General features: G+C 74.3%; 26 protein-coding genes. 3 read left to right on the top strand and 23 right to left on the bottom strand.

Annotated elements, in window-relative coordinates; genetic code table 11:
* Positions 1-12: 12 nt before the first annotated feature.
* The 4 genes from ACIO5E_RS12170 to ACIO5E_RS12155 all read right to left on the bottom strand — a co-directional run bounded on the left by ACIO5E_RS12170 (position 13) and on the right by ACIO5E_RS12155 (position 5,006).
* Positions 13-1,761 (bottom strand): ABC transporter substrate-binding protein, encoded by a 1,749-nt coding sequence (locus ACIO5E_RS12170; protein ID WP_400666400.1) that lies wholly within the window; start codon positions 1,759-1,761, stop codon positions 13-15.
* A 275-nt stretch (positions 1,762-2,036) separates the two neighbouring features.
* Positions 2,037-3,059: a nitronate monooxygenase gene (locus ACIO5E_RS12165; protein WP_400666398.1), complete on the bottom strand. Its 1,023-nt coding sequence runs from the start codon at positions 3,057-3,059 to the stop codon at positions 2,037-2,039.
* 58 nt (positions 3,060-3,117) lie between these two features.
* Positions 3,118-3,756 (bottom strand): response regulator transcription factor, encoded by a 639-nt coding sequence (locus tag ACIO5E_RS12160; RefSeq protein WP_400666396.1) that lies wholly within the window; start codon positions 3,754-3,756, stop codon positions 3,118-3,120.
* Positions 3,753-5,006 carry a sensor histidine kinase gene (locus ACIO5E_RS12155; protein WP_400666394.1) on the bottom strand — a complete coding sequence of 418 codons (1,254 nt, stop codon included), beginning with the start codon at positions 5,004-5,006 and terminating at the stop codon, positions 3,753-3,755. The genes ACIO5E_RS12160 and ACIO5E_RS12155 overlap by 4 nt, the downstream gene beginning before the upstream one ends.
* Positions 5,007-5,171: 165 nt before the next feature.
* On the opposite strand from ACIO5E_RS12155, the gene ACIO5E_RS12150 reads away from it, so the two are divergent.
* Both ACIO5E_RS12150 and ACIO5E_RS12145 read left to right on the top strand, forming a co-directional pair.
* Positions 5,172-6,248 (top strand): ABC transporter permease, encoded by a 1,077-nt coding sequence (locus ACIO5E_RS12150; RefSeq protein WP_400666392.1) that lies wholly within the window; start codon positions 5,172-5,174, stop codon positions 6,246-6,248.
* Positions 6,245-6,928: an ABC transporter ATP-binding protein gene (locus tag ACIO5E_RS12145; protein WP_400666390.1), complete on the top strand. Its 684-nt coding sequence runs from the start codon at positions 6,245-6,247 to the stop codon at positions 6,926-6,928. Before ACIO5E_RS12150 ends, ACIO5E_RS12145 begins: the two co-directional genes overlap by 4 nt.
* Before the next feature lies 1 nt (position 6,929).
* Here ACIO5E_RS12145 and ACIO5E_RS12140 read toward each other — a convergent pair whose 3' ends face one another.
* Both ACIO5E_RS12140 and ACIO5E_RS12135 read right to left on the bottom strand, forming a co-directional pair.
* Entirely contained in the window at positions 6,930-7,064 is a 135-nt protein-coding gene (locus ACIO5E_RS12140; RefSeq protein WP_400666387.1) for a hypothetical protein, read from the bottom strand.
* 36 nt (positions 7,065-7,100) lie between these two features.
* A complete protein-coding gene (locus ACIO5E_RS12135; RefSeq protein ID WP_400666385.1) occupies positions 7,101-7,811 on the bottom strand; it encodes a GntR family transcriptional regulator in 711 nt (236 codons plus the stop codon).
* Between the two features lie 309 nt (positions 7,812-8,120).
* Here ACIO5E_RS12135 and ACIO5E_RS12130 point away from each other — a divergent pair, with 309 nt between their 5' ends.
* Complete coding sequence (locus ACIO5E_RS12130; protein WP_400666383.1) at positions 8,121-8,258, top strand: hypothetical protein; 138 nt, start codon at positions 8,121-8,123, stop codon at positions 8,256-8,258.
* 3 nt (positions 8,259-8,261) lie between these two features.
* Here the strand turns inward: ACIO5E_RS12130 and ACIO5E_RS12125 are convergent, their stop codons facing one another.
* From ACIO5E_RS12125 to ACIO5E_RS12045, 17 genes are all read right to left on the bottom strand, one after another.
* The gene (locus ACIO5E_RS12125; protein ID WP_400666381.1) at positions 8,262-9,194 is read right to left on the bottom strand and encodes an ornithine cyclodeaminase family protein; all 933 of its coding nucleotides are present in this window, start codon (positions 9,192-9,194) and stop codon (positions 8,262-8,264) included.
* Between the two features lie 77 nt (positions 9,195-9,271).
* On the bottom strand, positions 9,272-10,300 hold the full coding sequence (locus ACIO5E_RS12120) for a proline racemase family protein (RefSeq protein WP_400666378.1): 1,029 nt from the start codon (positions 10,298-10,300) through the stop codon (positions 9,272-9,274).
* Positions 10,300-11,664 (bottom strand): aldehyde dehydrogenase, encoded by a 1,365-nt coding sequence (locus tag ACIO5E_RS12115; RefSeq protein WP_280681776.1) that lies wholly within the window; start codon positions 11,662-11,664, stop codon positions 10,300-10,302. Before ACIO5E_RS12115 ends, ACIO5E_RS12120 begins: the two co-directional genes overlap by 1 nt.
* 50 nt (positions 11,665-11,714) lie before the next feature.
* Entirely contained in the window at positions 11,715-12,719 is a 1,005-nt protein-coding gene (locus ACIO5E_RS12110; RefSeq protein WP_400666375.1) for a proline racemase family protein, read from the bottom strand.
* A gap of 109 nt (positions 12,720-12,828) precedes the next feature.
* The gene (locus ACIO5E_RS12105; RefSeq protein ID WP_400667063.1) at positions 12,829-13,692 is read right to left on the bottom strand and encodes a dihydrodipicolinate synthase family protein; all 864 of its coding nucleotides are present in this window, start codon (positions 13,690-13,692) and stop codon (positions 12,829-12,831) included.
* Between the two features lie 131 nt (positions 13,693-13,823).
* Positions 13,824-15,236 (bottom strand): NAD(P)/FAD-dependent oxidoreductase, encoded by a 1,413-nt coding sequence (locus ACIO5E_RS12100; protein WP_400666373.1) that lies wholly within the window; start codon positions 15,234-15,236, stop codon positions 13,824-13,826.
* Between the two features lie 4 nt (positions 15,237-15,240).
* Entirely contained in the window at positions 15,241-15,555 is a 315-nt protein-coding gene (locus ACIO5E_RS12095; protein ID WP_280681783.1) for a (2Fe-2S)-binding protein, read from the bottom strand.
* Positions 15,556-15,626: 71 nt separating this feature from the next.
* Positions 15,627-16,802 carry an NAD(P)/FAD-dependent oxidoreductase gene (locus tag ACIO5E_RS12090; RefSeq protein WP_400666370.1) on the bottom strand — a complete coding sequence of 392 codons (1,176 nt, stop codon included), beginning with the start codon at positions 16,800-16,802 and terminating at the stop codon, positions 15,627-15,629.
* Between the two features lie 153 nt (positions 16,803-16,955).
* Positions 16,956-17,846 carry a twin-arginine translocase subunit TatC gene (tatC, locus tag ACIO5E_RS12085; RefSeq protein WP_400667061.1) on the bottom strand — a complete coding sequence of 297 codons (891 nt, stop codon included), beginning with the start codon at positions 17,844-17,846 and terminating at the stop codon, positions 16,956-16,958.
* A 127-nt stretch (positions 17,847-17,973) separates the two neighbouring features.
* Positions 17,974-18,291, bottom strand: coding sequence for a Sec-independent protein translocase subunit TatA (gene tatA, locus ACIO5E_RS12080; RefSeq protein ID WP_280681789.1), 318 nt, complete (start codon positions 18,289-18,291; stop codon positions 17,974-17,976).
* Positions 18,292-18,501: 210 nt separating this feature from the next.
* Complete coding sequence (locus tag ACIO5E_RS12075; protein ID WP_400666366.1) at positions 18,502-18,678, bottom strand: hypothetical protein; 177 nt, start codon at positions 18,676-18,678, stop codon at positions 18,502-18,504.
* A gap of 45 nt (positions 18,679-18,723) precedes the next feature.
* On the bottom strand, positions 18,724-18,954 hold the full coding sequence (locus tag ACIO5E_RS12070; RefSeq protein WP_400666363.1) for a hypothetical protein: 231 nt from the start codon (positions 18,952-18,954) through the stop codon (positions 18,724-18,726).
* A gap of 3 nt (positions 18,955-18,957) precedes the next feature.
* A complete protein-coding gene (locus ACIO5E_RS12065) occupies positions 18,958-19,902 on the bottom strand; it encodes a WYL domain-containing protein (RefSeq protein WP_280681883.1) in 945 nt (314 codons plus the stop codon).
* A 26-nt stretch (positions 19,903-19,928) separates the two neighbouring features.
* A complete protein-coding gene (locus ACIO5E_RS12060; protein ID WP_400666361.1) occupies positions 19,929-20,906 on the bottom strand; it encodes a helix-turn-helix transcriptional regulator in 978 nt (325 codons plus the stop codon).
* Between the two features lie 378 nt (positions 20,907-21,284).
* Positions 21,285-21,662 (bottom strand): FKBP-type peptidyl-prolyl cis-trans isomerase, encoded by a 378-nt coding sequence (locus tag ACIO5E_RS12055; protein WP_280681794.1) that lies wholly within the window; start codon positions 21,660-21,662, stop codon positions 21,285-21,287.
* A 169-nt stretch (positions 21,663-21,831) separates the two neighbouring features.
* The gene (locus ACIO5E_RS12050) at positions 21,832-23,145 is read right to left on the bottom strand and encodes an FKBP-type peptidyl-prolyl cis-trans isomerase (RefSeq protein ID WP_400666358.1); all 1,314 of its coding nucleotides are present in this window, start codon (positions 23,143-23,145) and stop codon (positions 21,832-21,834) included.
* A gap of 203 nt (positions 23,146-23,348) precedes the next feature.
* Entirely contained in the window at positions 23,349-24,335 is a 987-nt protein-coding gene (locus tag ACIO5E_RS12045; protein ID WP_400666356.1) for an FKBP-type peptidyl-prolyl cis-trans isomerase, read from the bottom strand.

Here is a 24,335-nt window from a genome sequence, read left to right as displayed (position 1 = left end):
GCTGCCGGTCCCTCACTTGCCCTTGGCGGGGTCCTTGAGGCCGACCGTGGCCAGGTCGATCATGCCGGCGAAGCCCGCGTTGCCGAACGCACCGGCCACGTTGGTGCCCACCAGCAGCGGGCGGCGCTCCCACAGCAGCGGGACGGCCGGGGCCTTCTGCATCAGGTCCTGGTCCAGCTGCTGCCAGGCCTTGTTGGCCTCGTTGACGTCCGTCATGGCCGCGATCTGGTCCATCCGGTCCATCGTGGCCTGGTCCTTGAACTGGCTGTAGTTGCCCTGGTTGCCCTTCTCCTTGATGGTGCGGCCGTCGAAGAGGAACGGCAGGAAGGTCGCGCCGGAGGGGTAGTCGGGGCACCAGCCGTTGAGGGTCAGCTCGGGGGCGTTCTTGGTGTCGCCGATGGTGTCGGCGAATGCGGACGGGTCCGTGGTGTTGACGGTGACCTGGACGCCGGCCTTGGCCAGCGACTGCTGGATCGCCTCGGCGCGGGTCTTGTCGCCGAGCGAGACGGTGAGCGAGACCTTGAGGTCGGTCTTGCCCGCGTCCTTGAGCATCGCCTTGGCCTTCTCCGGGTCACCGGCCACCGGGATCTTCAGCGGGTCGGACTTGACGCCGCCGGTCAGCGACGGCGGCAGGTAGGAGGTCGCCGCGTCGGTCACCGCGGGGCCACCGAAGGCCGTCACCTGCGCCTCGCGGTCGACCGCCCACATCATCGCCTCGCGCACCTTCGGGTCGTCGAAGGGGGCCTTGGCGGTGTTCAGGTAGAGCATGTCGGTACAGCCGGTCTGCTCGGCGACCATGCGGGACCTGATGTCCGCCTTGGGCAGCACCTTGGCGACGGTCTCGTGCTGCATCCAGGGCATGTTGATGGCGTTGGCGTCGGCGCCGTCACTGGCGATGATCCGGTCGTCGGCCTGGCCGCCCTTGATGCCCTGGGTGACCACGATCCGGTCCGGGTAGGCCTTGCGGACGGTGTCGGTGGCCTGGTCCCAGCTGTCGTTGCGGACCAGCACCAGCTGCTTGCCGCGGTCGTAGGTCTCGATCTTGTACGGGCCGGAGGAGAACGGCCGGGCGTCGTACTGGGTGCCCTTCTCCTGCGCCTGCGGCACCGGGGAGAAGGTCGGCAGGGTGACGGTGTCCGAGAACTCGGCGACCGGGCGCTTCAGGTGGAAGACGATGGTCTTGTCGTCGGGGGTCTCGATGCTCGCCAGGTGCTCGCCGTTCAGCGGACCCTTGTAGTTCTCGCCGCCGGCCAGGTACTGGGCCGCGTAGTCGGGGCCACCGGTGAGATCCGGGGAGAAGGACCGCTCGACGTTGTACTTGATGTCGGCGGACTTGATCGGCGTGCCGTCCTCGTACTTGAGGCCGTCCTTCAGGGTGAAGGTCCACACCTTGCCGCCCTCGCTGGACTTGCCCAGGTCGGTGGCGAGGTCCGGGACGATCTCGCTGCCGGCCGCGCCCGGCTCGGACTTGAAGGTGGTCAGGGTGCGGTAGATCAACCGGGTGCCGAAGTCCATGTGCGGCACCACCCAGTTGCGGGCCGGGTCGAGGTGGGCGAAGTCCTGGTTGGTCAGGACGGTGAGGGTGCCGCCCTTGACCGGGGTGCCGCCGACGATCGACCCGGACTCCGCACCCGGGCCCTTGGTGCTGGAGGGCGCGGCGTCGCCGCCACTGTCGCTCTTGTCGTTCTTGCAGGCCCCGAGGCCGAGGGTGAGGGTCGCCGCGAGGGCCGCCGCGAGGGCGGCGTGGGTGCGCCTGGTCATGTGCAACTCCGCTGTGGGGGGCCTGCCGTGAAGCCCGTGGTCCACCCCGGCAGGGATCCGGGGCCCGACCGGGAGGGCGACCGTCAAGGCCCGGCCACTCCGCGGTGTGACCCGTAACATAGTAATGTGAAATTGCACTGCACAAGAGGTGACGCCACCCGTTACCGAGCTGTGTCCGTGCCGCACCTCCCCCAGGACGACCGCCTCCCGCTCCTGGTCGAAGACGAAGAGTCCTGCGGGGGACGACACGCCTCAGCGCCTGCGCGCGGGGCGCGCTACCCCTGGGCGGACCGCCAGAGCCGGGTGACCAGGTCGGCCGCGGGGCCGGTGCGGGCGAGGTGGTGGGCGGTGCCGGCCCAGAGGTGCATGGCCTGGACGTCGGCACGACGGGTGGCGGCGGCGCGCAGCGGCTGGGTGAGGTGGTGCACCTCGGGGTAGGCGGGCGGCGCGTACGAGCCGTGGCGGTCGATGAAGGCGTTGCGCAGGCCGCGGGCCGGGCGACCGGTGAAGGCCCGGGTGACGGCCGTCTCCGGGAGGTCGGTGAGCGCCGCCCGGTGCGCCGCCGAGGCGCCGGACTCGTCGGCGCGCAGCAGGGCCGTGCCCAGCTGCACCGCGACCGCCCCGGCGCGCAGCGCCGCCGCCACCGCCGGGCCGTCGCCGAGCCCGCCGGCCGCGATCAGCGGCCCCGTCGTCACCGCCCGTACGGCGGGCAGCAGTTCCAGCAGCGGGACGGCCCCGGGCTCGTCCTCGACACGGTGGGTGGCGCGGTGCCCGCCGGCCTCCGGGCCCTGCACGCACAGCGCGTCCATCCCGACCGCCTCCGCCGCCCGCGCCTCGGCGGGCGTGGTGACGGTGCCGACCTGGAACGTCCCGGCCGCACGGACCGCCGCCGCCTCCTCCGGCGCGGGCAGACCGAAGGTGTACGACACCACCGGCACCGGATCCGCCAGCAGTACGGCGAGCTTGGCCTCCCAGTCGTCCCGGTCCGGCCCGATCTCCTCGGGCAGCGCCACACCCCACCGCTCGGCCTCGGGCCGCAGCCGCTCCCGGTACGCGGCGACGGCCGCCGGATCGCCGGGCGGAGCCGGGACGAACAGGTTCACGCCGTACGGTCGATCGGTCAACTCCCGAACCCGTGCGATCTGTTCGGCCATCGCGGCGGCACTCCGGTACCCGGCGGCGAGGAACCCCAGCCCGCCGGCCCGGTTCACCGCGGCCACCAGTTCCGGGGTGGACGCCCCACCCGCCATCGGCGCGCCGACCACCGGTACGGCAAGTTCGTCGAGACGCACGGCCATCGGAGCTTCCTCCACTTCCTGCGGGCACGGACGACCCCACCCTATGCCCGGACAAGCCCTAGCGGATCAGCCCCCGCCCGCGCGCCGCCCGCACCGCCGCAGTACGCGAGTCCACCCCCAACTTGGTGTAGATGTGCACCAGATGGGACTTCACCGTGGCCTGGCTCAGGTGCAGTCGCTGGCTGATCTGCTGGTTGGTCAGCCCGTCCGCGACCAGCCCCAGCACCTCGGTCTCCCGCGCGCTGAGCGCGGCCGCGGGCGTCCGCATCCGTTCCAGCAGCCGGTCGGCGACGCTCGGCGCCAGCGCCGAGCGTCCCGCCGCGGCCGCCCGGACGGCCTGGGCCAGTTGCTCCGGCGGGGCGTCCTTGAGCAGGTAGCCGGTGGCGCCGGCCTCCAGCGCGGGCAGGGTGTCGGCGTCGGTGTCGTAGGTGGTGACGACGAGGACCCGGGGCGCGCCCGCCCGGGCGGTGATCTCGGCGGTCGCCTGGGCGCCGTTCATGGCCGAACCGGGCCCGAACTGGAGGTCCATCAGCACCACGTCGACCCCGCCCGCCGCCGCCAGCTCGACGGCCCGCTCGGCGGTCGCGGCCTCGGCGACGATGGCGAAGTCCGGTTCGCCCTCCAGTACCGCCCGCAGCCCGGCCCGCACCACCGGGTGGTCGTCCGCCAGCAGCAGCCGGATCACCGCGCCGCTCATCCGTGCTCCTCCCCACCGGGCAGACCCTCCGCACCGGGCGAGTCCTCCGCGACAAGCGGCCGACCCGCGACGGGCAACTGCACCGCGAGCGCCGTCCCCTCGCCGGGTGCCGACTCCACCGTGAAGGTGCCGCCCAGCGCCCGCGCCCGGGCCCGCATCGACGGCAGCCCGAATCCGCCGTCCCCGCCGGTGCGACCCGCGACCGCCGCCGGATCGAATCCGGCCCCGTCGTCGAACACGTCCAACGCCACCTCGCCCTCCATGTAGCTGAGTGTCACCTCGGCGTGCGAGGCCTGCGCGTGCCGGACGGTGTTGCCGAGCGCGGACTGCGCGATCCGCAGCAGCGCGACCTCCTGCGGTACCGGCAGCCGTACCGGCTCCCCGGAGACGTGCAGGTGGACGGGCAGGGCGCTGTGCGCCGTGGTGGTCGCGCAGAGCCGTTCCAGCGCGACCGGCAGTGGGTCGCCGTCCAACGCGGGCGGGGTGAGCGCACGGACGAACCGCCGGGCCTCGTCCAGGTTGTCCTGGGCGGCCTGCCGGGCCTGTTCGACGTACCCGGCGGCGGCCTCGGTGCGTTCCGGCAGTTCCCGCTGGGCGGCCCGCAGCAGCAGCTGGATGGAGGTGAGGCTCTGCGCGAGGGTGTCGTGGATCTCCCGCGCGAGGCGCTCCCGCTCGGCGAGCACCCCGGCCATGTGGTGCGCGGCGGCGGCGTCGGCACGGGCGGCGGTCAGCTCGTCGATCAGCCGGCGCCGTTCCTCGCTCTCCCGGTACAGCGCCTGGTAGCCGAGCACGGTGGCGGTGGCGACGGCCGCGCCGAGCGCGGGCCCGATCGCGGCGGGCAGGCTGAAGGTGTGCTGGTGCCACGACCAGGCGGCGATCGCGGTGGCGGCGGTCAGCCCGACCGCGGTGAGGCCGCCGCGCCGCCCGAGCAGGTGGAGTTCCAGGAAGTACAGCGGGAACGCCAGCCACACCCCGTCCTGGGTGGCGACCAGCACGCCCACCCAGGTCACGCCGAGCAGCGCCAGCCAGAGCGCGGCGGCCCGGCGCGAGCGGCGGACGGCGGCCAGTCGGGGCCCGACGGCGTAGCCGGCGGCCATCGCGGTGGCCGCGGCGACGACGGACGCCGGGTCGGCGCCGCGGCCGACCACGGCGCGGGCGACGGCGAGTGCGAGCAGGCCCGCCACGAGCAGGTGCAGGCAGACCTGGAGGACGCGGGCGACGGGGGTGATGCGGGATCGTTCGGTCGCCATCCATCCAGCCTAGGTTCCGCGCCGGGCCCCGGCATCAATCAAAAGGTTGAACTCCGCTTCTGCCCTTTGATGCCGAGGATGCAATCCCCGGTGCGATGCCCGCGGGGCCCCTCCTCCGGGACGGTGGAAGCGTCGGAAAGCAGCTGTCCACAAGAAAGGCCCACCGTGTTCGTCGCCTGGAGGGATCTGGGGTTCGCCAAGGGGCGGTTCGCCCTGATGGGGACCGTCATCGTACTGATCACCGTATTGGTCGGCCTGCTGTCCGGCCTGACCGCCGGGCTCGGCCGGCAGAACATCTCCGCGATCACCGGCCTGCCCGCCGACCACCTGGTGTTCGGCAAACCGGCCGACGGGCAGCAGCTCTCCTTCACCGACTCCCAGGTCACCCCCGAGCAGTGGCAGGCCTGGGCGCGCGAGCCGGGCGTCACCTCCGCCCAGCCGCTGGGCATCACCACCACCAAGGCCGCCGCCGGCGCCCGCACCGCCGCGCTGTCCGCCTTCGGCGTCCCGGACGGCTCCGGGCTGGCCCCGCAGGGCGCCCGGATCGCCCCCGGCCAGGCCGTCCTGTCGAAGACCGCCGCCGAGAACCTGGGCGGGCTCGCCCCCGGCGCCGACGTCACCCTGGCCGGCCACCACCTCCAGATCGCGGCCGTCGACGGCGACGCCGCGTACAGCCACACCCCGGTGATCTGGACCAGCCTCACCGACTGGCAGCAGGCCGCCCCCGGCGGCGCAGGGCGCGCGACCGTCATCGCGCTCAGCACCGCCAAGGGCGCCGACCTGGGCGGCGCCGACGCCCGCCACGGCACCGTGACCCGCACCCGCGACGACGCCCTCGCCGCGATCGGCTCCTACACCTCCGAGAACGGCTCGCTGCAACTGATGCGCGGCTTCCTGTTCGCCATCTCCGCGCTGGTCATCGGCGCGTTCTTCACCGTCTGGACGATCCAGCGCAGCGGCGACATCGCGGTACTGAAGGCCCTCGGCGCCTCCACCCGCTACCTGCTGCGCGACGCCCTCGGCCAGGCCGTCCTGCTGCTGGTGCTCGGCACCGCCCTCGGCACCGCCCTCGCGGCGGGCGTGGGGGCCCTGGTCGGCTCCGCCGTGCCCTTCGTGCTGGACGCCCCGACCGTCCTGTTCCCGGCCGTGGTGATGATCGCGCTCGGCGCCGTCGGCGCGGCCCTGTCCATCCGCCGGATCACCTCCGTCGACCCGCTGACCGCCCTGGGGAGCGCCCGATGAGCCTGCACCTCGACCGCATCACCCTCACCTACCCGGACGGCGACGACCGGCTCACCGCCCTGGACGACGTCTCGCTGACCGTCCCCAAGGGCTCCATCACGGCCGTGGTCGGGCCGTCCGGCTCCGGCAAGTCCAGCCTGCTGGCGGTCGCCGCCACCCTGATCGCCCCGGACTCCGGCCGGGTCGTGGTGGACGGCACCGACACCGCAGGCCTCGGCCGCGCCGAGCTGACCGCGCTGCGCCGCACCCGGATCGGCATCGTCTTCCAGCAGGCCAACCTGCTGCCCTCGCTGACCGCCGCCGAACAGCTCCAGGTGATGGCCCACCTGGACGGCCGCTCCCCGCGCGCCGCCCTCCCCCGGGCGCTGGACCTGCTGGACGCGGTCGGCCTGCGCGACCAGGCCGGCCGCCGCCCGCACCAGCTCTCCGGCGGTCAGCGCCAGCGCGTCAACATCGCCCGCGCGCTGATGAACGACCCCACCGTCCTGCTGATCGACGAACCCACCAGCGCCCTCGACCACGAGCGCGGCGCGGCCGTCCTCGACCTGATCACCGAACTCACCCACCGCCGCGCCACCGCCACCGTCCTGGTCACCCACGACCGCACCCACCTGACCGCCGTCGACCAGGTCGCCGAGGTCCACGACGGCCGCCTGACGGTGCCCGCGACGGCGGTCTGAGCTACTTCCCCGCCGCCGGCACGCCGTCCACCGCGGGCGTCACCGACGCCCCGATCGACTCCGGCAGTGTGAACGACTGCGCCGGGTGGTGGACGGCGTGCACCCGGTACCCGCCGCCCTGCGGCTCGGTCGGCACCAGGACGCGCTCTTCGCTCGAACGAGTGGTTTGCCCTTACCGAGCCCGCAGCCGCAGCGCCGGGCGCTCCTCCTCGGTCGCCTCCTCCTGGCCCGCCCACAGCGAGCGGACGTGGCTGAGGTGGCGCGTCATGCAGGCCTCCGCCGCCGCCACGTCACCCGTGAGCATCAGGTCCAGCAGCTCCAGGTGCTCCTCCGCCGAGGAGGTCAGCTCACCGCGCTCGTCGAGCCGGTTGAGGCCGTACAGCCGCGAGCGCTTGCGCAGGTCGCTGACGACGTCGACGAGGCGGGCGTTCCCGGCCAGCCCCAGCAGGTCCAGGTGGAACTGCCGGTCCGCCTCCAGGTAGCCGATGAGGTCGTGCTTGCGGGCTGCGGCGACGATGGCCTCCGCCTGCGGACGCAGCCGCTCCAGCTGCTCCTTGGTGGCGGTGCGGGTGACCCGGCCGACGGTGGGGACCTCGATCAGGGCGCGGATCTCGGTGTAGTCGTCGAGGTCGCGCTCGGTGAGCTCGGTGACCCGGAAGCCCTTGTTGCGGACGGCCTCGACGAGGCCTTCGCGGGCGAGGTCGAGCATGGCCTCGCGGACGGGGGTGGCGGAGACGCCGAAGTCGGCGGCGAGCGCGGGTGCGGAGTAGACGACGCCGGGGCGCAGTTCTCCGGAGATCAGGGCCGCCCGGAGCGCGTGGGCGACCTGGTCGCGAAGCCGCTCCTGTACGGAGATCAGGGTGCGGGGTTTGAGGTCGGCCATGGTGTTCCTCCGGGTGGGTGCAGAACACCAGTGTACAATGTCACGTTACGTTGAGTGTGCAACATTCCGCGATTCGAGCGACCTGTCAGCTACTGTCAGTTCACCGAGCCCTCGCCGGCTTCGATCCGGCCGACACCCATCGTGGCAGCGGCCGCCGACCGTGACAACGGCCGGCGGCACACGATCTGCCACGCATTCTCACACGGCGCTCTCCCCGGGCAGGCGAACGGGGCCGGCGCGACGGGGGATCCCTTCCCGCCGCGCCGACCCCAGCTTCACAACTCCCAACAAACGCCCGGAGTAACGGACTTGGGAAGCGACATCGCGCTGTACGACGGCCCTCCGAACACCGGCCGCCGGCCCGGCCCGACGCTGCCGCACCTCTCCGGCGACCACCCGGCACACGCCGCCGCCCCGGGCAGCCGGCTCCGCCTCCTCGGCGACTGAGCGTCAGGCACTCCCGGCGGCTCCACCCGCCTCCGCACGCCCGGCGCTCCGGTACACCGCCGCCGCGACCGCCAGGTCCTCCCAGGCCATGCCGACGCTCTTGAAGAACCGAGGCCGGTCCGCCGGCACCGTCACCTCCCCGGCCACCAGCTCGGCCAGGTTCCACACCCGCCGCGAACCGGCCCCGCCCCCCGCGACCCCGGCCATCAGCAGGTCGCCCGCCTCCCGGGCCGCCACCGCCCGTGCCTCCACGTACAGTTCGGCCCGCTCGACCAGCACCTCGTCCACCTCCCGCGCGTCCGGCTCGTGCGAGCCGACCGCCGCGACGGCGGCGTGCGCGGGCACCAGCGCGCCGTCGAACAGCGGCGTGCGCGCGGTGGTGCAGCAGACCACCAGGTCCGCCCCGGCCACCGCCTCGGGCCCGCCGACCTCGGCCGCCAGCCCGAGCCCCCGCCCGTACGCGGCCAGTGCCCCGGCCCGTTCGGCGTTGCGCGCCACCACGGTGAGCCGGGTCAGCGGCCGGACGGCCAGCAGCGCGTCCAGGTGCCCGTACGCCTGCGGCCCGGAGCCGAACAGCACCAGGTGCGCGGCGTCCGGCACGGCCAGCCGGCGCAGCGCGACGGCGGTGACGGCGGGCGTGCGCAGCGTGGTGAGCGCGGCGCCGTCGAGCAGGGCGAGCGGCTGCAGGGTGGGCCCGTCGAGCAGCAGGTAGCTGCCGGTGATCCGGGGCAGCCCCCGCTCGGGGTTGGCGGGCGCGACCCCGGCGATCTTGACGCCGGCGTACGGCCCGGCGGCGGCCGGCATCATCAGCAGCTCGCCGGCCGGGACCGGGACGGCCGAGCGGGCCGGGGCCGGCTCCGGATCGAACCCGTCGAGCAGCGCCCGCTCGATCGCCGCCACGGCCCCGGCGGCCGTGACCTCACCAACACCCGGCACGGCGTACTGGAGCGGCTCAGCCGCCGCACCGGGCTGCGCGGGGGAAACCGGGACGGGGGAAATGGGGACGGGCCCGCTCACAGCAGGAACCCCGCACCCAGGTCGTCGTCCGGTTCCAGGACGAACCCGTGCTCGCCGGTGCGGTGCGCGCTGCCGGTGACCTCGGTGACGACGCCGCCCCCCAGCGGGTCGCCGCCGGGCAGGACGCGGCCGGTGAAGACCGTCCCGATGACGGACTCGTGCCGCAGCTCCTCCCCCGGCGCCAGCCGCCCCTCGGCGGCGAGCACGGCGAGCCGGGCCGAGGTGCCGGAGCCGCAGGGCGAACGGTCGATCTGCCCGTCCGCGAAGACGGTGACGTTGCGCTGGTTCACCCCCCCGCCCTCGGCCGGGAGTTCGTCGTAGAGGATGACCCCGTAGACGCCCGACAGCAGCGGGTCGGCCGGGTGCGCCACCGCCGCCGAGCCGGCCAGCAGTTCCCTGATCTCCCGCCCGGCGGCGGTGAGTTCGGGCAGCTGCCCGGGCTCCACCGCGAGGCCGAGGGCGGCCGCCGGCACCGAGGCGTAACAGGCGCCCGCGTGCGCCACCGCGACCTCCACGGTGCCCCGCGAGGTGGCCAGCGCCAGCTTGAGCGCGCTGACCCGGGTGGGCACGTTGCGGAAGGTCACGCCGGTGGTCCGGCCGCCGGCCCGGTGCACCAGCGCGGTGACCCGGCCGGACGGCACGTCGATCCGCACCCGCGCCACGCCGTCGGCGGGGGCCGCGACCAGTCCGGAGTCCACCGCCCAGGCGCCGAGCGCGATGGTGCCGTGCCCACAGGCCGTCGAGTAGCCGTCCTTGTGCCAGAACAGCACCCCGAGGTGCGCCTCGTCGTCGTCCGGCGGCACCAGGAACCCGCCGTACATCCCGGCGTGGCCGCGCGGCTCGCGGCTGAGCAGCCGCCGGACGTCGTCCAGCGCGCTCGGCCGGGGCGCGGTCGCGCTGCCGCCGGCGCCGAGCGCGATGGCCCGCCGCTCGGCGACGGTGTCGCCGGGGATCGCCGGCACGCCGTCCAGCACGATCCGGAACGGCTCACCGGCCGCGTGGTAGTCGACGGTGCGGACGGACATCACGCACCACCACCCGGCAGGACGCTGACCGTGCGGCTGACGGTGTAGAAGTCCAGCGCCGCCTGGCCCTGCTCGCGCTCGCCGTGGGCGGCTCCCTTGGCGCCGCCGAACGGCAGGTGGAAGTCGACGCCGCTGGACGGCGCGTTGACCCGGATCATGCCCGCGTCCAGCCGGTCGGCGGCGGCCAGCGCCACGTCCAGGCTGCGGGTGTGCACCGAGGTGGAGAGGCTGTGCGGGGTGTCGTTGGCGAGCGCGATCGCCTCGTCCAGGTCGGCGGCGGCGTGCAGCAGCGCGATCGGGCCGAAGAACTCCTCACGCGCCAGCGGGTGTTCGGCCGGCACGTCGGTGAGCAGGGCCGGTTCGACGTACCAGCCGTCCCGCTCGGGCGCCCGGCCGCCGGTGAGCAGGGTGGCCCCGGCGGCGGTCGCGGTGGCGACGGCGTCGGTGAGCCGGTCCCGGGCGGCGGCGTTGATGACCGGCCCGCAGGCCGCGTCGTCGACCAGCTCCAGCGCCTTGACCAGGGCGTCGCGCAGCGGCTCGTACGCGGCGCCGACCGCGATCACCCGGCTGGTGGCGGTGCACTTCTGCCCGGCGTACCCGGCGATGGCGGAGGCGATGTGGGCGGCGGCCTGCGCGAGGTCGGCGTCCGGCAGCACCAGCGCGGCGTTCAGCCCGCCGAGTTCGGCCTGCACCGGCACGCCGCGCTCGGTGGCGGCCCGGACCACGGCCCGGCCGACGCCGGTCGAGCCGGTGAAGGAGACCACGTCCACCGCGTCGACCAGCGCCACGCCCTCCTCCGCGCCGCCCGGCAGCACGGTGAACACGTCCTCGGGCAGCCCGGCCCCCGCGGCCAGTTCGGCCAGCCGCAGCGCGCAGGCGGTCGCCTCGGGCGCCGGCTTGAGCACCGCGGTGTTGCCGACCGCCAGCGCCGGCGCGGCCTTCCAGGTCGGGATCGCCAGCGGGAAGTTCCACGGTGCGATCAGCCCGGCCACCCCGTACGGACGGCGCCGGGTGAGCAGCAGCCCGGGCCCGGCCGCGGTCTCGTGCACCGCCCCGGACGGCGCGAACGGCGCCTGCGCGTAGTACCGCCAGATCGCCGCGGTGCGGGCGACCTCGCCGCGCGCCTCGGCGAGCGGCTTGCCGACCTCGCGCACGATCAGCCCGGCCAGTTCCTCCGCGTGCGCCTCGACCGCCTCGGCGATCCGGCCGAGCGCCGCCGAGCGGGCGCCCGCACCGGCCGCGAGCCAGCCGGGCTGCGCGGCCCGGGCCCGCCCGACGGCGGCCCGGACGGCCTCCGCTCCGGGCTCCTCGACGGCGACGACGAGGTCCGCGGGGTCGGCGGGGTTGTACGAGGTGATGGTCACAACTAGCAGCCCTTCAGAGGTGGTTCAGCAGGCGTCGGAGCAGGCACCGCTCACAACAGGAATCCGGCCGGGAACGGGTCGCTCGGGTCCAGGAAGTACTGGGCGGTGCCGGTGATCCAGGCCCGCCCGGTGACGGTGGGCACCACGGCGGGCCGCCCGGCCACCTCGGTCTCCTCGACCAGGCGCCCGATGAAGGTCGTCCCGATGAAGGAGTCGTTGCGGAAGTCCCGCCCCAGCGGCAGTTCGCCGCGCGCGTGCAGCTGCGCCATCCGCGCCGAGGTGCCGGTGCCGCAGGGCGAGCGGTCGAACCAGCCGGGGTGGATGGCCATGGCGTGCCGGGAGTGCTCGGCGGTCGAGCCGGGCGCGAGCAGCTGGACGTGGTGGCAGCCGTGGATGGACGCGTCCTCCGGGTGCACCGGGCGGTCGGGGCTCGCGTTGATGGCCTTCATCAGGGCCAGTCCGGCGTCCAGGATGTCCTGCTTGCGCTCGCGCTCGAACGGCAGCCCGAACTCGGCGAGCGGCAGGACGGCGTAGAAGTTGCCGCCGTACGCCAGGTCGTAGCCGACCGCGCCGTACCCGGGCACCTCGATCTTGCTGTCCAGCGCGACCGAGTAGGAGGGCACGTTGCGGATGGTCACCGCCGTTGCGGCACCGTTCTCGACCCGCACCTCGGCGATCACCAGCCCGGCGGGCGTGTCCAGCCGGACCGTGGTGACCGGTTCGACCACGGGCACCATGCCGGTCTCGACCAGCACGGTGGCGACGCCGATGGTGCCGTGCCCGCACATCGGCAGCAGTCCGGAGACCTCGATGTAGAGCACGCCGAAGTCGGCGTCCGGCCGGGTCGGCGGCTGCAGGATGGCGCCGCTCATCGCGGCGTGGCCGCGCGGCTCGTACATCAGCAGGGTGCGGAAGTGGTCCAGGTGCTGCTGGAAGTGCACCCGGCGCTCGGCCATGGTGGCGCCGGGGATGACGCCGAAGCCGCCGGTGACGACCCGGGTCGGCATGCCCTCGGTGTGCGAGTCGACGGCGTGGAACACGTGACGGCTGCGCATGGCTTACGACTCCCGTCGGGTGGCCGTACGGACGGGACGACCGTACGGGATCGGATGGGTGGGCCGGGCCGGCTGCCCCCTCAGCCGGCCTGGTGACGACGTCCCGCAGTTAGGCGAGGCCCTCGGCCAGCGCCTTCTCGGTGGCCGCGCGGACGGCCGCCTCGATCTCCGGGGTCAGCGGCTGGCGCGGCGCGCGGACCGGGCCGCCGGGGCGCCCGGCGATGTCCATGGACAGCTTGATGGCCTGCACGAACTCGGTCTTGGAGTCCCAGCGCAGCAGCGAGTGCAGCGACTTGTACAGCGGCAGCGCGGTGTCCAACTCGTGCGCCACGGCCGCCCGGTACAGCGCCACGCTGGCCTCCGGCAGCGCGTTCGGGTAGCCGGCGATCCAGCCGACCGCGCCGGCCAGCGCCAGCTCCAGCAGCACGTCGTCGGCGCCGATCAGCAGGTCCAGCCCGGGGGCCAGCTCGGCGATTTCGTAGGCCCGGCGGACGTCGCCGCTGAACTCCTTGACCGCGACGATCGAGCCCTCGCCGTGCAGCTGCGCGAGCAGCGCAGGGACGAGGTCGACCTTGGTGTCGATCGGGTTGTTGTACGCGACGACCGGCAGGCCGGCCCTGGCGACCTCGGCGTAGTGCGCGCGGACGGACGCGTGGTCGGCCCGGTAGGCGTTCGGCGGCAGCAGCAGCACGGACCCGGCACCGGCCTCGGCGGCCTGCTCGGCCCAGCGGCGGGACTCGGCACTGCCGTAGGCGGCCACGCCGGGCATGACCCGGGAGCCGTCACCGGCCGCCTCGACGGCCACCTCGACGACGCGGGCGCGCTCCTCGGCGGTGAGCGTCTGGTACTCGCCCAGCGAGCCGTTGGGGACGACGCCGTCGCAGCCGGACTCGATCAGCCAGCGGACGTGCTCGGCGTACGCGTCGTAGTCGACGGAGAGGTCCGGGCGCAGCGGGATCGTGGTGGCGACCATGATGCCGCGCCAGGGCCGGGTGGTGTCGCGCGGGGTGTTGGACACGATGAGCTCCTTGGTGAGGTGTGACATTTTATTAGAGGGAAGGGCCGGAGACAAGAGTCCCCGGCCCACAGGTTTGGAGACCGGCCCTAGGCCGGATCGGGTCCCTCGCCGGACGGCCCGGCCGCCAGCTGCGAGAGCGGCACCGGGCAGGCCAGCGGCCGCCGGTCCGGCCCAGGCTCACCCGGACCGGCCAGGCAGGCCACGGCCGGACCGCACATCCGGCCCTGGCACCAGCCCATCCCGGCCCGGGTGAGCAGCTTGACGGTGCGCGGATCGCCCGCGCCCAGCTCGTCCACGGCCTCCCGGATCCTCGCGACCGGCACCTCCTCGCACCGGCAGACGTCGGTGTCCGGCCGCAGCCAGCCCGTCCAGCCGGGGCCGGGCCGGTGGGCCGCGGCCATCAGCTCGGCGAACTTCCGCAGCCGGGTCCGGCGGCGCAGCAGCGCGGGCTTCGGCACCCGGTCGGCCACGGCGTGCGCGGCCAGTTCGCCCTCGACGATCGCGAGGTCCGCGCCGCCGACGCCGTTGGTCTCCCCCGCCGACCACAGGCCGGGCACGGTGGTGCGCAGCCGGGCGTCGACCCGGAGTCCGACCGCGCCGTCCGGGGCGGTCCGGGTGGCCGCGCCGAGTTCGGTCGCCAGGTCGATCTGCGGCAGCAGCCCGTGACCCACGGCGACGGCGTCGCAGTCGATCCGGCGCTCCGTGCCGGGCACCGGCCGCCACTCGGCGTCCAGCCGGGCCACCGTGACGGCGGTGACCCGCTCGGTCCCGTGCGCCTCGACGACGGCACTGCGCGGGCGCAGCCGGACGCCGTGCCGCAGCAGCGCGCCCCCGTGCCCGGCGCCCTCGACGAGCTTGGCGGGGACGGCCGCCAGCACGCCCGGACGCCGGGCGTAGCCGAGGTAGTCGGTGGCCTCGACCACCGCGGGCACCTCGGCCCCGGCGGTGACCAGCGAGGACGCCGCCGCGAGCAGTAGCGGCCCGCTGCCGGCCACCACGATCCGCCGCCCGGGCAGCACCAGCCCGGCCTTGAGCATGGCCTGCGCGCCGCCCGCGGTGACCACCCCGGGCAGGGTCCAGCCGGGGAACGGCAGCTGCCGCTCGTACGCGCCGGTGGCGAGCAGCACGGAGCGGGCCGGGACGGTGGTCCGGTCGGCGGCCTCCGGCCCGAGCGTCACGTGCACGGCGAAGCCGTCGGTGGTCCGCTCCAGCGCCCACACCTGGTGCCCGCCGCGGAAGCGGACCCGCCCGGCCCGCTCATGCGCGGCGAGCCGGTCGGCCAGTCCGGTGTAGACGGACCAGCCGTGGTGGAGCCGGTCCGGGCGGGCCGCACCGAGGCCGGGCGCGGGGTGGCGGTAGTACTGCCCGCCGGTGTCGCGGCCGGCGTCCAGCAGGACGCAGCGCAGCCCGAGGTCGGCGGCGGTGACGGCGGCGGCGAGCCCGGCCGGGCCGGCGCCGACCACCGCGAGGTCGTACCGGGAGGACTGCGGCGATTCCACGGGCTCAGACGGCGAGGTCGGCACGGCCGTTGCCCTCCTGGGTGGTCACGGTGGTGCCGGGCTCGGCGGGGAGCAGGCAGGTGCGCTGGTTGGGGCGGCCGTCGACGGTGGCCAGGCAGTCGAAGCAGGCGCCGATGCCGCAGAACACGCCGCGCGGCCGGCCGCCGACCCGGGTGGTGCGCCAGGCGAGCACGCCGTCGGCCCAGAGCGCGGCGGCGATCGACTGTCCGGGCAGGGCCGGGACGGGTCGGCCGTCGAACTCGATGTGGTGGGCGGGGCCGGGCTCGGCCCCGACCAGCTCGGCGGGGGTGCGGCGCATCAGCGGCCTCTCCGTTCCGGGGGTGGTCGGCAGGGGGTGCAGGGGGGTCGGACGCAGGTCGAGGAGCCGGTTCAGGCGTCCGTACCGCTGTCCACCGGGAAGCGGTCCGCGCGGAACGGCGCGAGGTCGAGTTCCGGCCGCTTGCCGGTCAGCTGCTCGCTGATCAGCAGGCCGGTCGCCGGGGCCAGCCCGATGCCGGCGCCCTCGTGCCCGCAGGCGTGGTGGAGCCCGGGCACCCGGGGGTCCTCGCCGATCGCCGGCAGGTGGTCCGGCAGGTACGGGCGAAAGCCCCGGTAGGTGCGCATCACGGTGACGTCCGCGAGCACCGGGAACAGCGCCGCGGCCTGCGCGGCGAGCCGCCGCAGCGCCTCCTGGGAGAGGGTCCGGTCGAAGCCGACCCGCTCGCGGCTGGCGCCGATCAGCACCGGCCCGCCGGGGGTGCCCTCGACCACGGCGGAGGTCTGCAGCCCGGCCGAGCCACTGGCGACGTCGGCCACGTAGTCGGCGGCGTAGACCTTGTGCCGGACGATCCGCGGCAGCGGCTCGGTGACCAGGACGAAGCCGCGGCGGGGCATCACCGGCAGGTGCACCCCGGCCAGCCGGGCCAGTTCGCCGCCCCAGGTGCCGGCCGCGTTGACCACGGCGGGGGCGTCCAGCCGGCGGCGGTCGGTCCGCACGCCGCGCACGGCGCCGTCCGGCCCCCGGCGCACGGCGGTGACGGTCTCGCCGGTGATCAGCTCGGCGCCCATCCGGCGGGCCTCGCGCAGCAGGTGGGCGGCGGCGAGGGCGGGCTGGACCTGGGCGTCCTGCGGGTAGTGGAAGCCGCCGGCCAGACCGGGGGCGAGGTGCGGCTCCAGGTCGCGCAGCCGCTCGGCGGGGACCTCCTCGGCGGTGACGCCGACGGCGGCCTGCCCGGCGGCGAAGGCCCGCAGGGCGTCCTGCCCGGCCGCGGTGGCGGAGACCACCACGCCGCCCTTGGGCTCGTACTCCATGGCCGCGCCGAAGCGCTCGGCGAGCTCGCGCCAGAGCCGGGTGCTGAGCAGCGCGAGGTCGAGCTCGGGCCCGGGCTCCTTGTCGGAGACCAGCAGGTTGCCCTCGCCGGCGCCGGTGGTGCCGCCGGCCACCGGCCCGCGGTCGACGACGGCGACGGTGAGCCCGGCGCGGGCCGCGTAGTAGGCGCAGGCGGCGCCGACCACGCCGGCGCCGACCACGACGACGTCCAGGGGAGGTCTCTGGGTCTTCAGCACGTCGGTAATATGTCACATGCCATCCACCCTGCCAAGACCATCCGGCCGAATCCCGAACCGGACCGGAACAGCGCAAAAGCCCCGGCCCGCCGCGTCGGGCGGCGGGCCGGGGCTCCGGGCGTGTGGCACACGTCCTCACGATGCGCTAGCGGCTCAGGTGATGTCGTCGATCTGCTCGTGGCGGGTGGCCGGCACCGGGGCTCCGGCCGCCGGCGCGGTCGAGGCCTCGACCATCTCCGCACCGGCCACCGGCTGCACCGAGAGGTCCAGCTGCGAGGCCTCCTCGTCGCTCAGCCCGGCATCGGGGTTCCGGCGGAGCTTGCGCTTGTCGTTGAACAACGCGATGGCCACCGCGATGAAGTAGAGCGCCCAGATCGGCGCGGCCAGGACGAGCATGCTCACCGGATCGGCACTCGGCGTCGCGAAGGCCGCGAAGACCGTGATGCCCATGACCATGCCGCGCCACCAGCCGAGCAGCCGCTTGCCGGTGACCATGCCGACCATGTTCAGCATCACGAGCAGCAACGGGAACTCGAAGGCCAGGCCGAAGACCAGCACCATCCGGGTGGCGATGTCGAGGTAGTCCTCGGGCGGCAGGATCGGCGTGGTGTGGTTCGGGGTGAACGAGATCAGCACGTCGACGGTGGTCGGCAGCACCAGGATGGCGCAGCCCACACCGGCCAGGAAGAGCGGTGCCCCGGCGGCCATGAAGATGACCGCGTACTTCTTCTCGTGCTTGTGCAGACCGGGCGCCACGAAGGCCCAGACCTGGTAGAGCCAGATCGGCACGGTCGCGACCACACCGGCCGTCAGCGACACCTTGAGCATCCAGGTGAAACCGGCGGTCAGACCGATGTTGGAGACCTGGGCGCACTTGCCGTGGTACTGGTCGGCGGTGTCCGGCGTGCAGTGCGGCAGCGGCGTGAGCAGGAAGTCCTCGATCTTCTTGTGGTAGATCGCCGCGATGATCGTGATCACCACGATCGCCAGGACCGACTTGACCACGCGGTTGCGCAGTTCCCGCAGGTGGTCGGCGAGGGCCATCCGCCCCTCAGGATCCTTGGACGCCTTCGACGCCTTGGAGAGCTTGCTCAACCCCGGTCCTCAACTCGTGCGTCGAGGCCCGCCGGTCGACGGGCCTCCGTGGTCGCGTTCGTCACGTGCACCGCGCTCAGTGCGGGCGGTCGCCGTCGGGCGCGGACGGCCCGGCGGTGGGCTCGGCCACCGGACGGGCCGTGCCCGACGCACCCGGAGCGGCCTGGATGGTCCTGGCCGCGGTCGTCGCCGGACCACCGTCGACCTGCGCCGCCGGGGGCGGCGTCGCGGCGTCGCCCTCCTCGGCGCCGTCCGAGCGCATCGCCCTGGCCTCGCTCTTCAGGATCCGCATCGACTTCCCGAGCGAACGCGCCAGATCGGGCAGCCGCTTCGCGCCGAACAGCAGGACGGCGAAAACCACGACCACCACGATCGCGGTCATCGAGATACGCATGCGCGACCACCTTCACTCATGGCGACCCGTCGGGCCGCCCGCCGCGGATGGTAACCGCTGCGGATGACGCCACGACGACGGTCCCCCTAACAGGACAGCGACCCCCGTTCGCCAGAAGCAGTGCAGGAGCCACCTGAGAGCGTAACCCGCCCGGGCCTCCCGGCAGCAGCCCCGTCCCACCGACGGCCCCACTGTGCTACCGGACCGGCCCTACCGGCCGGGCACGGCCGAGGCCAGGTCCCCCGCCGCCTCGGCCAGCGCCCGCGAGGCCGCGTCCACGCCCTCGGCCAGCGCCCGCACGTCCAGCCAGAGCCGGATCGCGAGTGCCCCGAGGACCAGCAGGCCCGCGGTGGCGAGCAGGACGGCGGCGACGAGCATCCAGGACATGCGCCCCACCCTATACGGGCCCACCTGCGGCTCCGGCCGGGTGCGCTACCCCTCGGCCGGGACGAGCCGCATGGTGCGGACCCCGGCACCGGTGAGCGCCGCGACGATCTTCTCCCCGGCCGGCTTGCGCACCGGCGCCCCGCAGAGCGGACAGCCGAAGCTGTAGTACGCCTGGGCCGGGGTGCGGCCGAGGGTCAGCCGGAACTCCTCGGCCGGGAGCTCGACCTTCTCCCGGCACTCGGAGCAGTACACCTTGAATCTGGTCCCGGGCTCCACCGATCAGACCTGCCGCTCCCCGCCGACCGTCGGCTCCCCGTAGGCGGCCAGCGCCTCCAGGGCGGCCGCGCGGGCCTGTCCGGCCAGCTCGGGCGGCGAGACGATCCGGCCGTCCCGGCCCAGCCGCAGCGCCAGCGGGCGCAGCTGGGAGGGGTCGGCGCTGCGCAGGGTGATCCGCAGTCCGCCGTCGGGCAGTTCCTCGGCCCGGTCGTGGGTGTAGTACTCGGCCACCCAGCGCCCACCGGAGGACACCTCGACGACCACCTCGGGGTCGTCCGCGGACGGGTTGACCAGCCCTCCGCTCAGGTCGCGCGGCTCGCGCCGGGGCGGGTCGGCCGGGACGTCCAGCACCCGGATCTCGGCGACCCGGTCCAGCCGGAACATCCGGTGGTCCTCGGAGGTGCGGCACCAGGCCTCGAGGTAGGTGTGGCCCTCGGTGAGCAGCCGGATCGGGTCGACCTCGCGCTCGGTCATCCCACCGCGCCCGTGCGAGTAGTAGCGCAGCCACAGCCGGCGCCCCTCGCTGAGCGCGCGGTCGATGTCCGCGAACACGTGGCCCTCCGCCTCGAAGGTCACGCCGACCCGGGCGCTGCCGGCGGCGCTCTCGCCGGCCGCGTTCTCGATCTTGACGACGGCCCGGGTGAGCGCCTCGCGGTCGCCCGCCCGCAGGCCGGGCAGGCCGGCCACCGCACGGGCGGCGACCAGCAGCGCGGTGGCCTCGTCGGCGGCCAGGCGCAGCGGCTGGGCCACGTCGTCGACGTTGTGCCACCAGATCCGCTCGCCGTCGGTGTCGATGTCGAGCAGGTCGCCGCCGCGGAAGCTGGTGCCGCACATCGGCAGCACGTTGAGGTCCCCGATCAGCTCGCGCTCGGAGATCCCGAAGGCGCGGGCCACCTCGGCCACCTCGGCGCCGGGGCGCTCGCGCAGGTAGGTGACCAGCGACAGCATCCGCCTGGTCTGGTCGATCGCGTTGCTCACGCCCGCACTCCTTCACTCAGCCCTGCGACGGCCCGCAGCCGGTCGATCACGTCGGCCCGCAGCTCCTCGGGGCCGACCACCAGCACGTCCGGCCCGAACTCCGCGAGGTCGGCGCCCAGCCCGTTGCCGTACGGGATCTCCAGTTCGTCCCAGTCCTCGTCCACCCGCGAGCTGCTCAGCGCCTTGGTGCGCAGCGGGAAGCCCGCCCCCCGGCGGACCCGGACGGAGGCGGTGGCGGTGGCGCCCTCACCGGCGAACTTCGCGACGGTGGCGCGGACGTCCACGTGCTCGGGCACGGTGCCGAGGAACGCGCCGGACTTGGCCCGGACCTTGCCGATGATCCGGCTGAGCCGGAACACCCGGGCGTCGCCGCGGTCTCGGTCCCACCCCGCCAGGTACCAGTGCCCGCGCCAGCACTCCAGTGCCCACGGCTCGACGCTGCGCAGTTCGACGGCGGCGGCGCCGGCCTTGCGGTACTCGAAGCCGACCGCTCGGCGGTCCCGGGCGGCGGTGAGCAGCGGCTCGAACGCGGCCTCCCGGGCGGGGATGCGCGGCTCCAGGGCGGTCCGGCCCTCGGGCTCGGCGAACGGCACCCCGGCCGCGCGCAGCTTCTGCAGCGCGCCGCTGGCCGCGCCGGACATCTTGGCCTGCTGCCAGACCCGGGCGGCCAGGGTCAACGCGGCCGCCTCCTCGGCGTCCAGCGCGATCTCGGGCAGCCGGTTGCGGTCGGCGCGGGCCAGGTAGCCGAGTTCGCCGTCCAGGGCGTTCTCGTCCACGTCGATCACCAGGCCGAGTTCGCGCAGGTCGTCCTTGTCCCGCTCGAACATCCGGTTGAAGGCGTCCTCGCTGCTGTTCTGCCAGGCTTCGCGATACGCCTCGATGGATTCCCGCAGCTCCTTCTTGGAGAGCGGACGCCTGGTGTTCATCAGGCACAGGGCGAGATTCATCAGCCGCTCTGCCTTGGCGATCGCCATCGCTGACCCTTCCGGTGTGCCGCGCCGTGCGCGGGGTGCGCCGCCGGGTAGTCGTCACCCGGCGGGACCGACCGTACCGGTAGCGGTACGCACTGCAAAAGCGGCGTCCGGCACCTGCTCCTCAGGACACGGCCGTGGGGGGGGGCCCCCCCCGGGGGGGGGGCCCCCCCCCCCCCCCCCGCCCCCCCCCCCCGCGCCCCCCCCCCCCCCCCCCCGCCCCCCCCCCCCCCCGCGGGGGGGGGGGGGGTGGGGGAGGCCCCGGGGGGTCCCCCCCTTCCCGTTCAGTGTAACCCACTCCACCGGCGGCCCCCCCCCCCCCCCCCCCCCCCCCCGGCGGGGCCCCCCCCCCGGGGGGGGCCCCCCCCCACGACAGCAGGCTCAGACGCCCAGCAGGTCGACCACGAAGATCAGGGTCGAGCCCGCCGGGATGAGCGGGGTCGGCGACTGGTTGCCGTAGCCCAGGTGCGGCGGGATGACCAGCTCGCGGCGGCCGCCGACCTTCATGCCGGCGACGCCCTGGTCCCAGCCCTTGATGACCCGGCCCGCGCCCAGCGGGAACGCGAACTCGTTCGGGGTCCGGTTCCAGCTGGCGTCGAACTCCTCGCCGGTCTCGAAGGTCACGCCGACGTAGCGGACCTTGACGTTCTGACCCGGCTTGGCCTCGGCCCCGTCACCGACGACGATGTCGCGGATCTGCAGCTCCGCCGGAGCGTCACCGCCCGGGAAGTCGATCTCGGGCTTCTCGTTGAGGCTCACAGTCCCTCTTCTCGTGCTTCTCGTATTCGCTTGCGGTCACGACCAAGCGGCGGACGCCCGCACCCCGGTCCGTTCCCGGACCACGGTACGGGCGCCCGCCGCCCGTACGGGTCCGGCCACGCGGCCGGACCCGAAGGTCACACGCACACCATTGTCACCCGAAAGTGGATCAGCCCTGACCGGCGTCCAGGATGTCCACCACGAACACCAGCGGCGCGTTCGGCGGGATGTCGCCCTGGCCCTTGTCGCCGTAGGCCAGCGCGGCCGGGATCACCAGCTCCACCCGGCTGCCGACGGTCTGGCCCACCAGGCCCTGGTCCCAGCCCTGGATGACCTGACCGCCGCCGACCGGGAAGGAGAACGCCTGGCCCTTGCTGAGCGAGGAGTCGAACACCTTGCCGTCCTTGAACAGCGCGCCGGTGTACTGGACGACGACCTTCTCGCCCTTCTCCACCTTCGGCCCGGTGCCCTGGATCAGGACGTGCGTCTTCAGCTCGGTCGGGTCGGCCGCGCCGGACACCGGGGTGATCTCGGCCGGCTTCTTGCCGTTGTCCTTGACCTGCGGGAAGCCCGCCGGCGGCGGCGTGACGGTACCGCTCACCACGGCGTCGGGCGCGCTGGAGTTGCGGATGTCGATCACGAAGATCAGGTCGTCCTTGGGCCCGATCGACATGTCGGACTTGCCCTGGGAGCCGAACGCGGCGGCCGGCGGGGCCACCACCAGGATCCGGCTGCCGGCCTTCTTCCCGACCACGGCCTGGTCCAGCGCCGGGATCAGCGCGTCCGTGCCGGCCTGGAAGATCTGCGGCTTGCCGTTGTTGTCGTACGAGCTCGGGATGTCCTTGCCGGTGTTCCAGTCCTTGGCGGTGTAGTCCACCGAGGTCCAGGAGTTCTTGTCCACCTTGGGGCCGGTGCCCTCGGACAGCACCTTGACCACGAAGCTGCCGTCGGACGCCTCGCCCGGCACCTGGATCTCGGCCTTCTTGCCGAAGTCGCCGGCGACCGTCGGCAGCACCTTGGCGCTGTCCTTGATCGGCGGCACCGGGTCGGCGGTCGGAGTGGGCGGCGCGGACTTGGCCGCGTCCGGCTTCGCGGCGGTGTCCGACGTGGAGCCGTCCTTGTTCACCAGGTACAGCGTCACGGCGCTGCCGGCCAGCAGTACGGCCAGCACCGTGCCGAGGATCACGCCCAGTCGGCCCACCCCGGGCGGGTTCTCGTCGTACCCGGCCTCCGAGGTGTCGCCCCGGCGCACGGTGGAGGCGAAGATCTGCGGGGTGTCGTCGGTCTTGGTCCCGCCCGTGGCACGCGGCTGCTGGCCGGGCTGCGCCCAGCCGGCCTGCTGCTTCAGGATCGACGGCGGGACGACGATCGACTCACCGTCCCCCGGAAGCGGGCCGCCGGGACGCGAGGCGGCCGGGTCACCCGCAGAGCTGTCGTTCGCCGCGGTACCGGCCCCGCCCGGGCTCGGCGTCTTCTCAGTCATGACTCCCCATCCATCTCGCCACGAGGTCTTCCAGGTCTGCGACCGGCGTGCTGAGCGCCGGCCTGCCGTCGCACCATCCGCCCCGGCCTTGGCGCCGGGCGGCGCCTGCCACAGTGCGAGGGCAGTATGACAGCTCAGGATGAGGGCGGACGCTTCGTTGTACGAGCGTCCGCCCAAGCGTACGGAATCCCCTGGGTGACTTCCTAGACCGCTTCCAGAATGTCGATCACGAAGACCAGCGTGGAGTTGGGCGGCACCGAGCCCTGAGCCTGGTCCTTGTAGCCGAGCCCGGGCGGCACCACGAGCTGGATCCGGCTGCCGACGGTCTGGCCGACCAGCCCCTTGTCCCAGCCCTCGATCACACTGCCGGTGCCGATCTGCACCGCCTGCGCGCCGCCGTGCGTCCAGGAGGCGTCGAACTGCTGGCCGTTGTTCCAGAGCACCCCGGTGTACTGCACCACCAGGGTCTGCCCGGTCTTGACCTGCTTGCCCTCGCCCTTGATGAGCACCGCCTGCTGGAGGTCGGTGGGCGCGGCCTGCCCGGCCGGGACGGTGATCGTCACCGGGGCCTTGCCGTTGTCCTTGACCTGCGGCAGGTTCGCCGGCGGCTGGGTCATGGCGCCGCTCAGCGTGGAGTCCTGCGGCAGGCTCTCCATGATGTCCAGGACGAACACCACGGTGTCGCCCTTGCTGACGCCGAGCTGGGTGCTGCCCTGCTCGCCGAAGGCCGCCGTCGGCGGGGCCACCACCAGCAGCCGACTGCCGACCTTCTTGCCGATCACGCTCTGGTCCAGCGCCGGCACCAGCTGCCCGCTGCCCGCCTGGTAGAGCTGCGGCTTCCCGCTCGGGTCGTACGAGCTGGGCAGGTCCTTGCCGGTGGTCCAGTCCTTCGCCGTGTAGTTGACCGTCACCCAGTCGCCCTTGTTGACCGCCGGCCGGTCGCCCTCGCTGACGGTGTTCACCACGAACTGGCCGCTGGGCTGGCCCTCGGGGAGGGTGATGGTGGCCTTGCTGCCGAACCCGCCCCCCGAGAGCACGGGCATCGGCGACGCCTCGCCGACCGGCGCGGGCACCGTCGGAGGCGCGCTCGGCGCGGACGGAGTCGCCGGGCCGGCCGCCTTGGGCGAACTGCTGCAGGCGACCGCCAGCAGCAACGGCAGGGTGAAAAGCAAACCGGCGGTGCGGCGCAC

It is taken from the genome of Kitasatospora sp. NPDC087314 (assembly GCF_044744365.1).
In the GTDB taxonomy this organism is placed as follows: Bacteria; Actinomycetota; Actinomycetes; order Streptomycetales; family Streptomycetaceae; genus Kitasatospora.
This window is presented reverse-complemented; position numbering and strand designations above follow the sequence as displayed.

What these genes read in the sequence shown, in the direction of transcription:
- ACIO5E_RS12105 (WP_400667063.1), bottom strand. Translation starts at nt 13,692, where the DNA reads ATGGTCGCCACCACGATCCCGCTGCGCCCGGACCTCTCCGTCGACTAC.
- ACIO5E_RS12050 (WP_400666358.1), bottom strand. Translation starts at nt 23,145, where the DNA reads ATGACTGAGAAGACGCCGAGCCCGGGCGGGGCCGGTACCGCGGCGAAC.
- ACIO5E_RS12065 (WP_280681883.1), bottom strand. Translation starts at nt 19,902, where the DNA reads ATGCTGTCGCTGGTCACCTACCTGCGCGAGCGCCCCGGCGCCGAGGTG.
- ACIO5E_RS12110 (WP_400666375.1), bottom strand. Translation starts at nt 12,719, where the DNA reads ATGCGCAGCCGTCACGTGTTCCACGCCGTCGACTCGCACACCGAGGGC.
- ACIO5E_RS12155 (WP_400666394.1), bottom strand. Translation starts at nt 5,006, where the DNA reads ATGGCGACCGAACGATCCCGCATCACCCCCGTCGCCCGCGTCCTCCAG.
- ACIO5E_RS12075 (WP_400666366.1), bottom strand. Translation starts at nt 18,678, where the DNA reads ATGTCCTGGATGCTCGTCGCCGCCGTCCTGCTCGCCACCGCGGGCCTG.
- ACIO5E_RS12165 (WP_400666398.1), bottom strand. Translation starts at nt 3,059, where the DNA reads ATGGCCGTGCGTCTCGACGAACTTGCCGTACCGGTGGTCGGCGCGCCG.
- ACIO5E_RS12120 (WP_400666378.1), bottom strand. Translation starts at nt 10,300, where the DNA reads ATGTCCGTCCGCACCGTCGACTACCACGCGGCCGGTGAGCCGTTCCGG.
- tatA (WP_280681789.1), bottom strand. Translation starts at nt 18,291, where the DNA reads ATGCGTATCTCGATGACCGCGATCGTGGTGGTCGTGGTTTTCGCCGTC.
- ACIO5E_RS12145 (WP_400666390.1), top strand. Translation starts at nt 6,245, where the DNA reads ATGAGCCTGCACCTCGACCGCATCACCCTCACCTACCCGGACGGCGAC.
- ACIO5E_RS12060 (WP_400666361.1), bottom strand. Translation starts at nt 20,906, where the DNA reads ATGGCGATCGCCAAGGCAGAGCGGCTGATGAATCTCGCCCTGTGCCTG.
- ACIO5E_RS12160 (WP_400666396.1), bottom strand. Translation starts at nt 3,756, where the DNA reads ATGAGCGGCGCGGTGATCCGGCTGCTGCTGGCGGACGACCACCCGGTG.
- ACIO5E_RS12135 (WP_400666385.1), bottom strand. Translation starts at nt 7,811, where the DNA reads ATGGCCGACCTCAAACCCCGCACCCTGATCTCCGTACAGGAGCGGCTT.
- ACIO5E_RS12170 (WP_400666400.1), bottom strand. Translation starts at nt 1,761, where the DNA reads ATGACCAGGCGCACCCACGCCGCCCTCGCGGCGGCCCTCGCGGCGACC.
- tatC (WP_400667061.1), bottom strand. Translation starts at nt 17,846, where the DNA reads ATGGCCCTCGCCGACCACCTGCGGGAACTGCGCAACCGCGTGGTCAAG.
- ACIO5E_RS12095 (WP_280681783.1), bottom strand. Translation starts at nt 15,555, where the DNA reads ATGCGCCGCACCCCCGCCGAGCTGGTCGGGGCCGAGCCCGGCCCCGCC.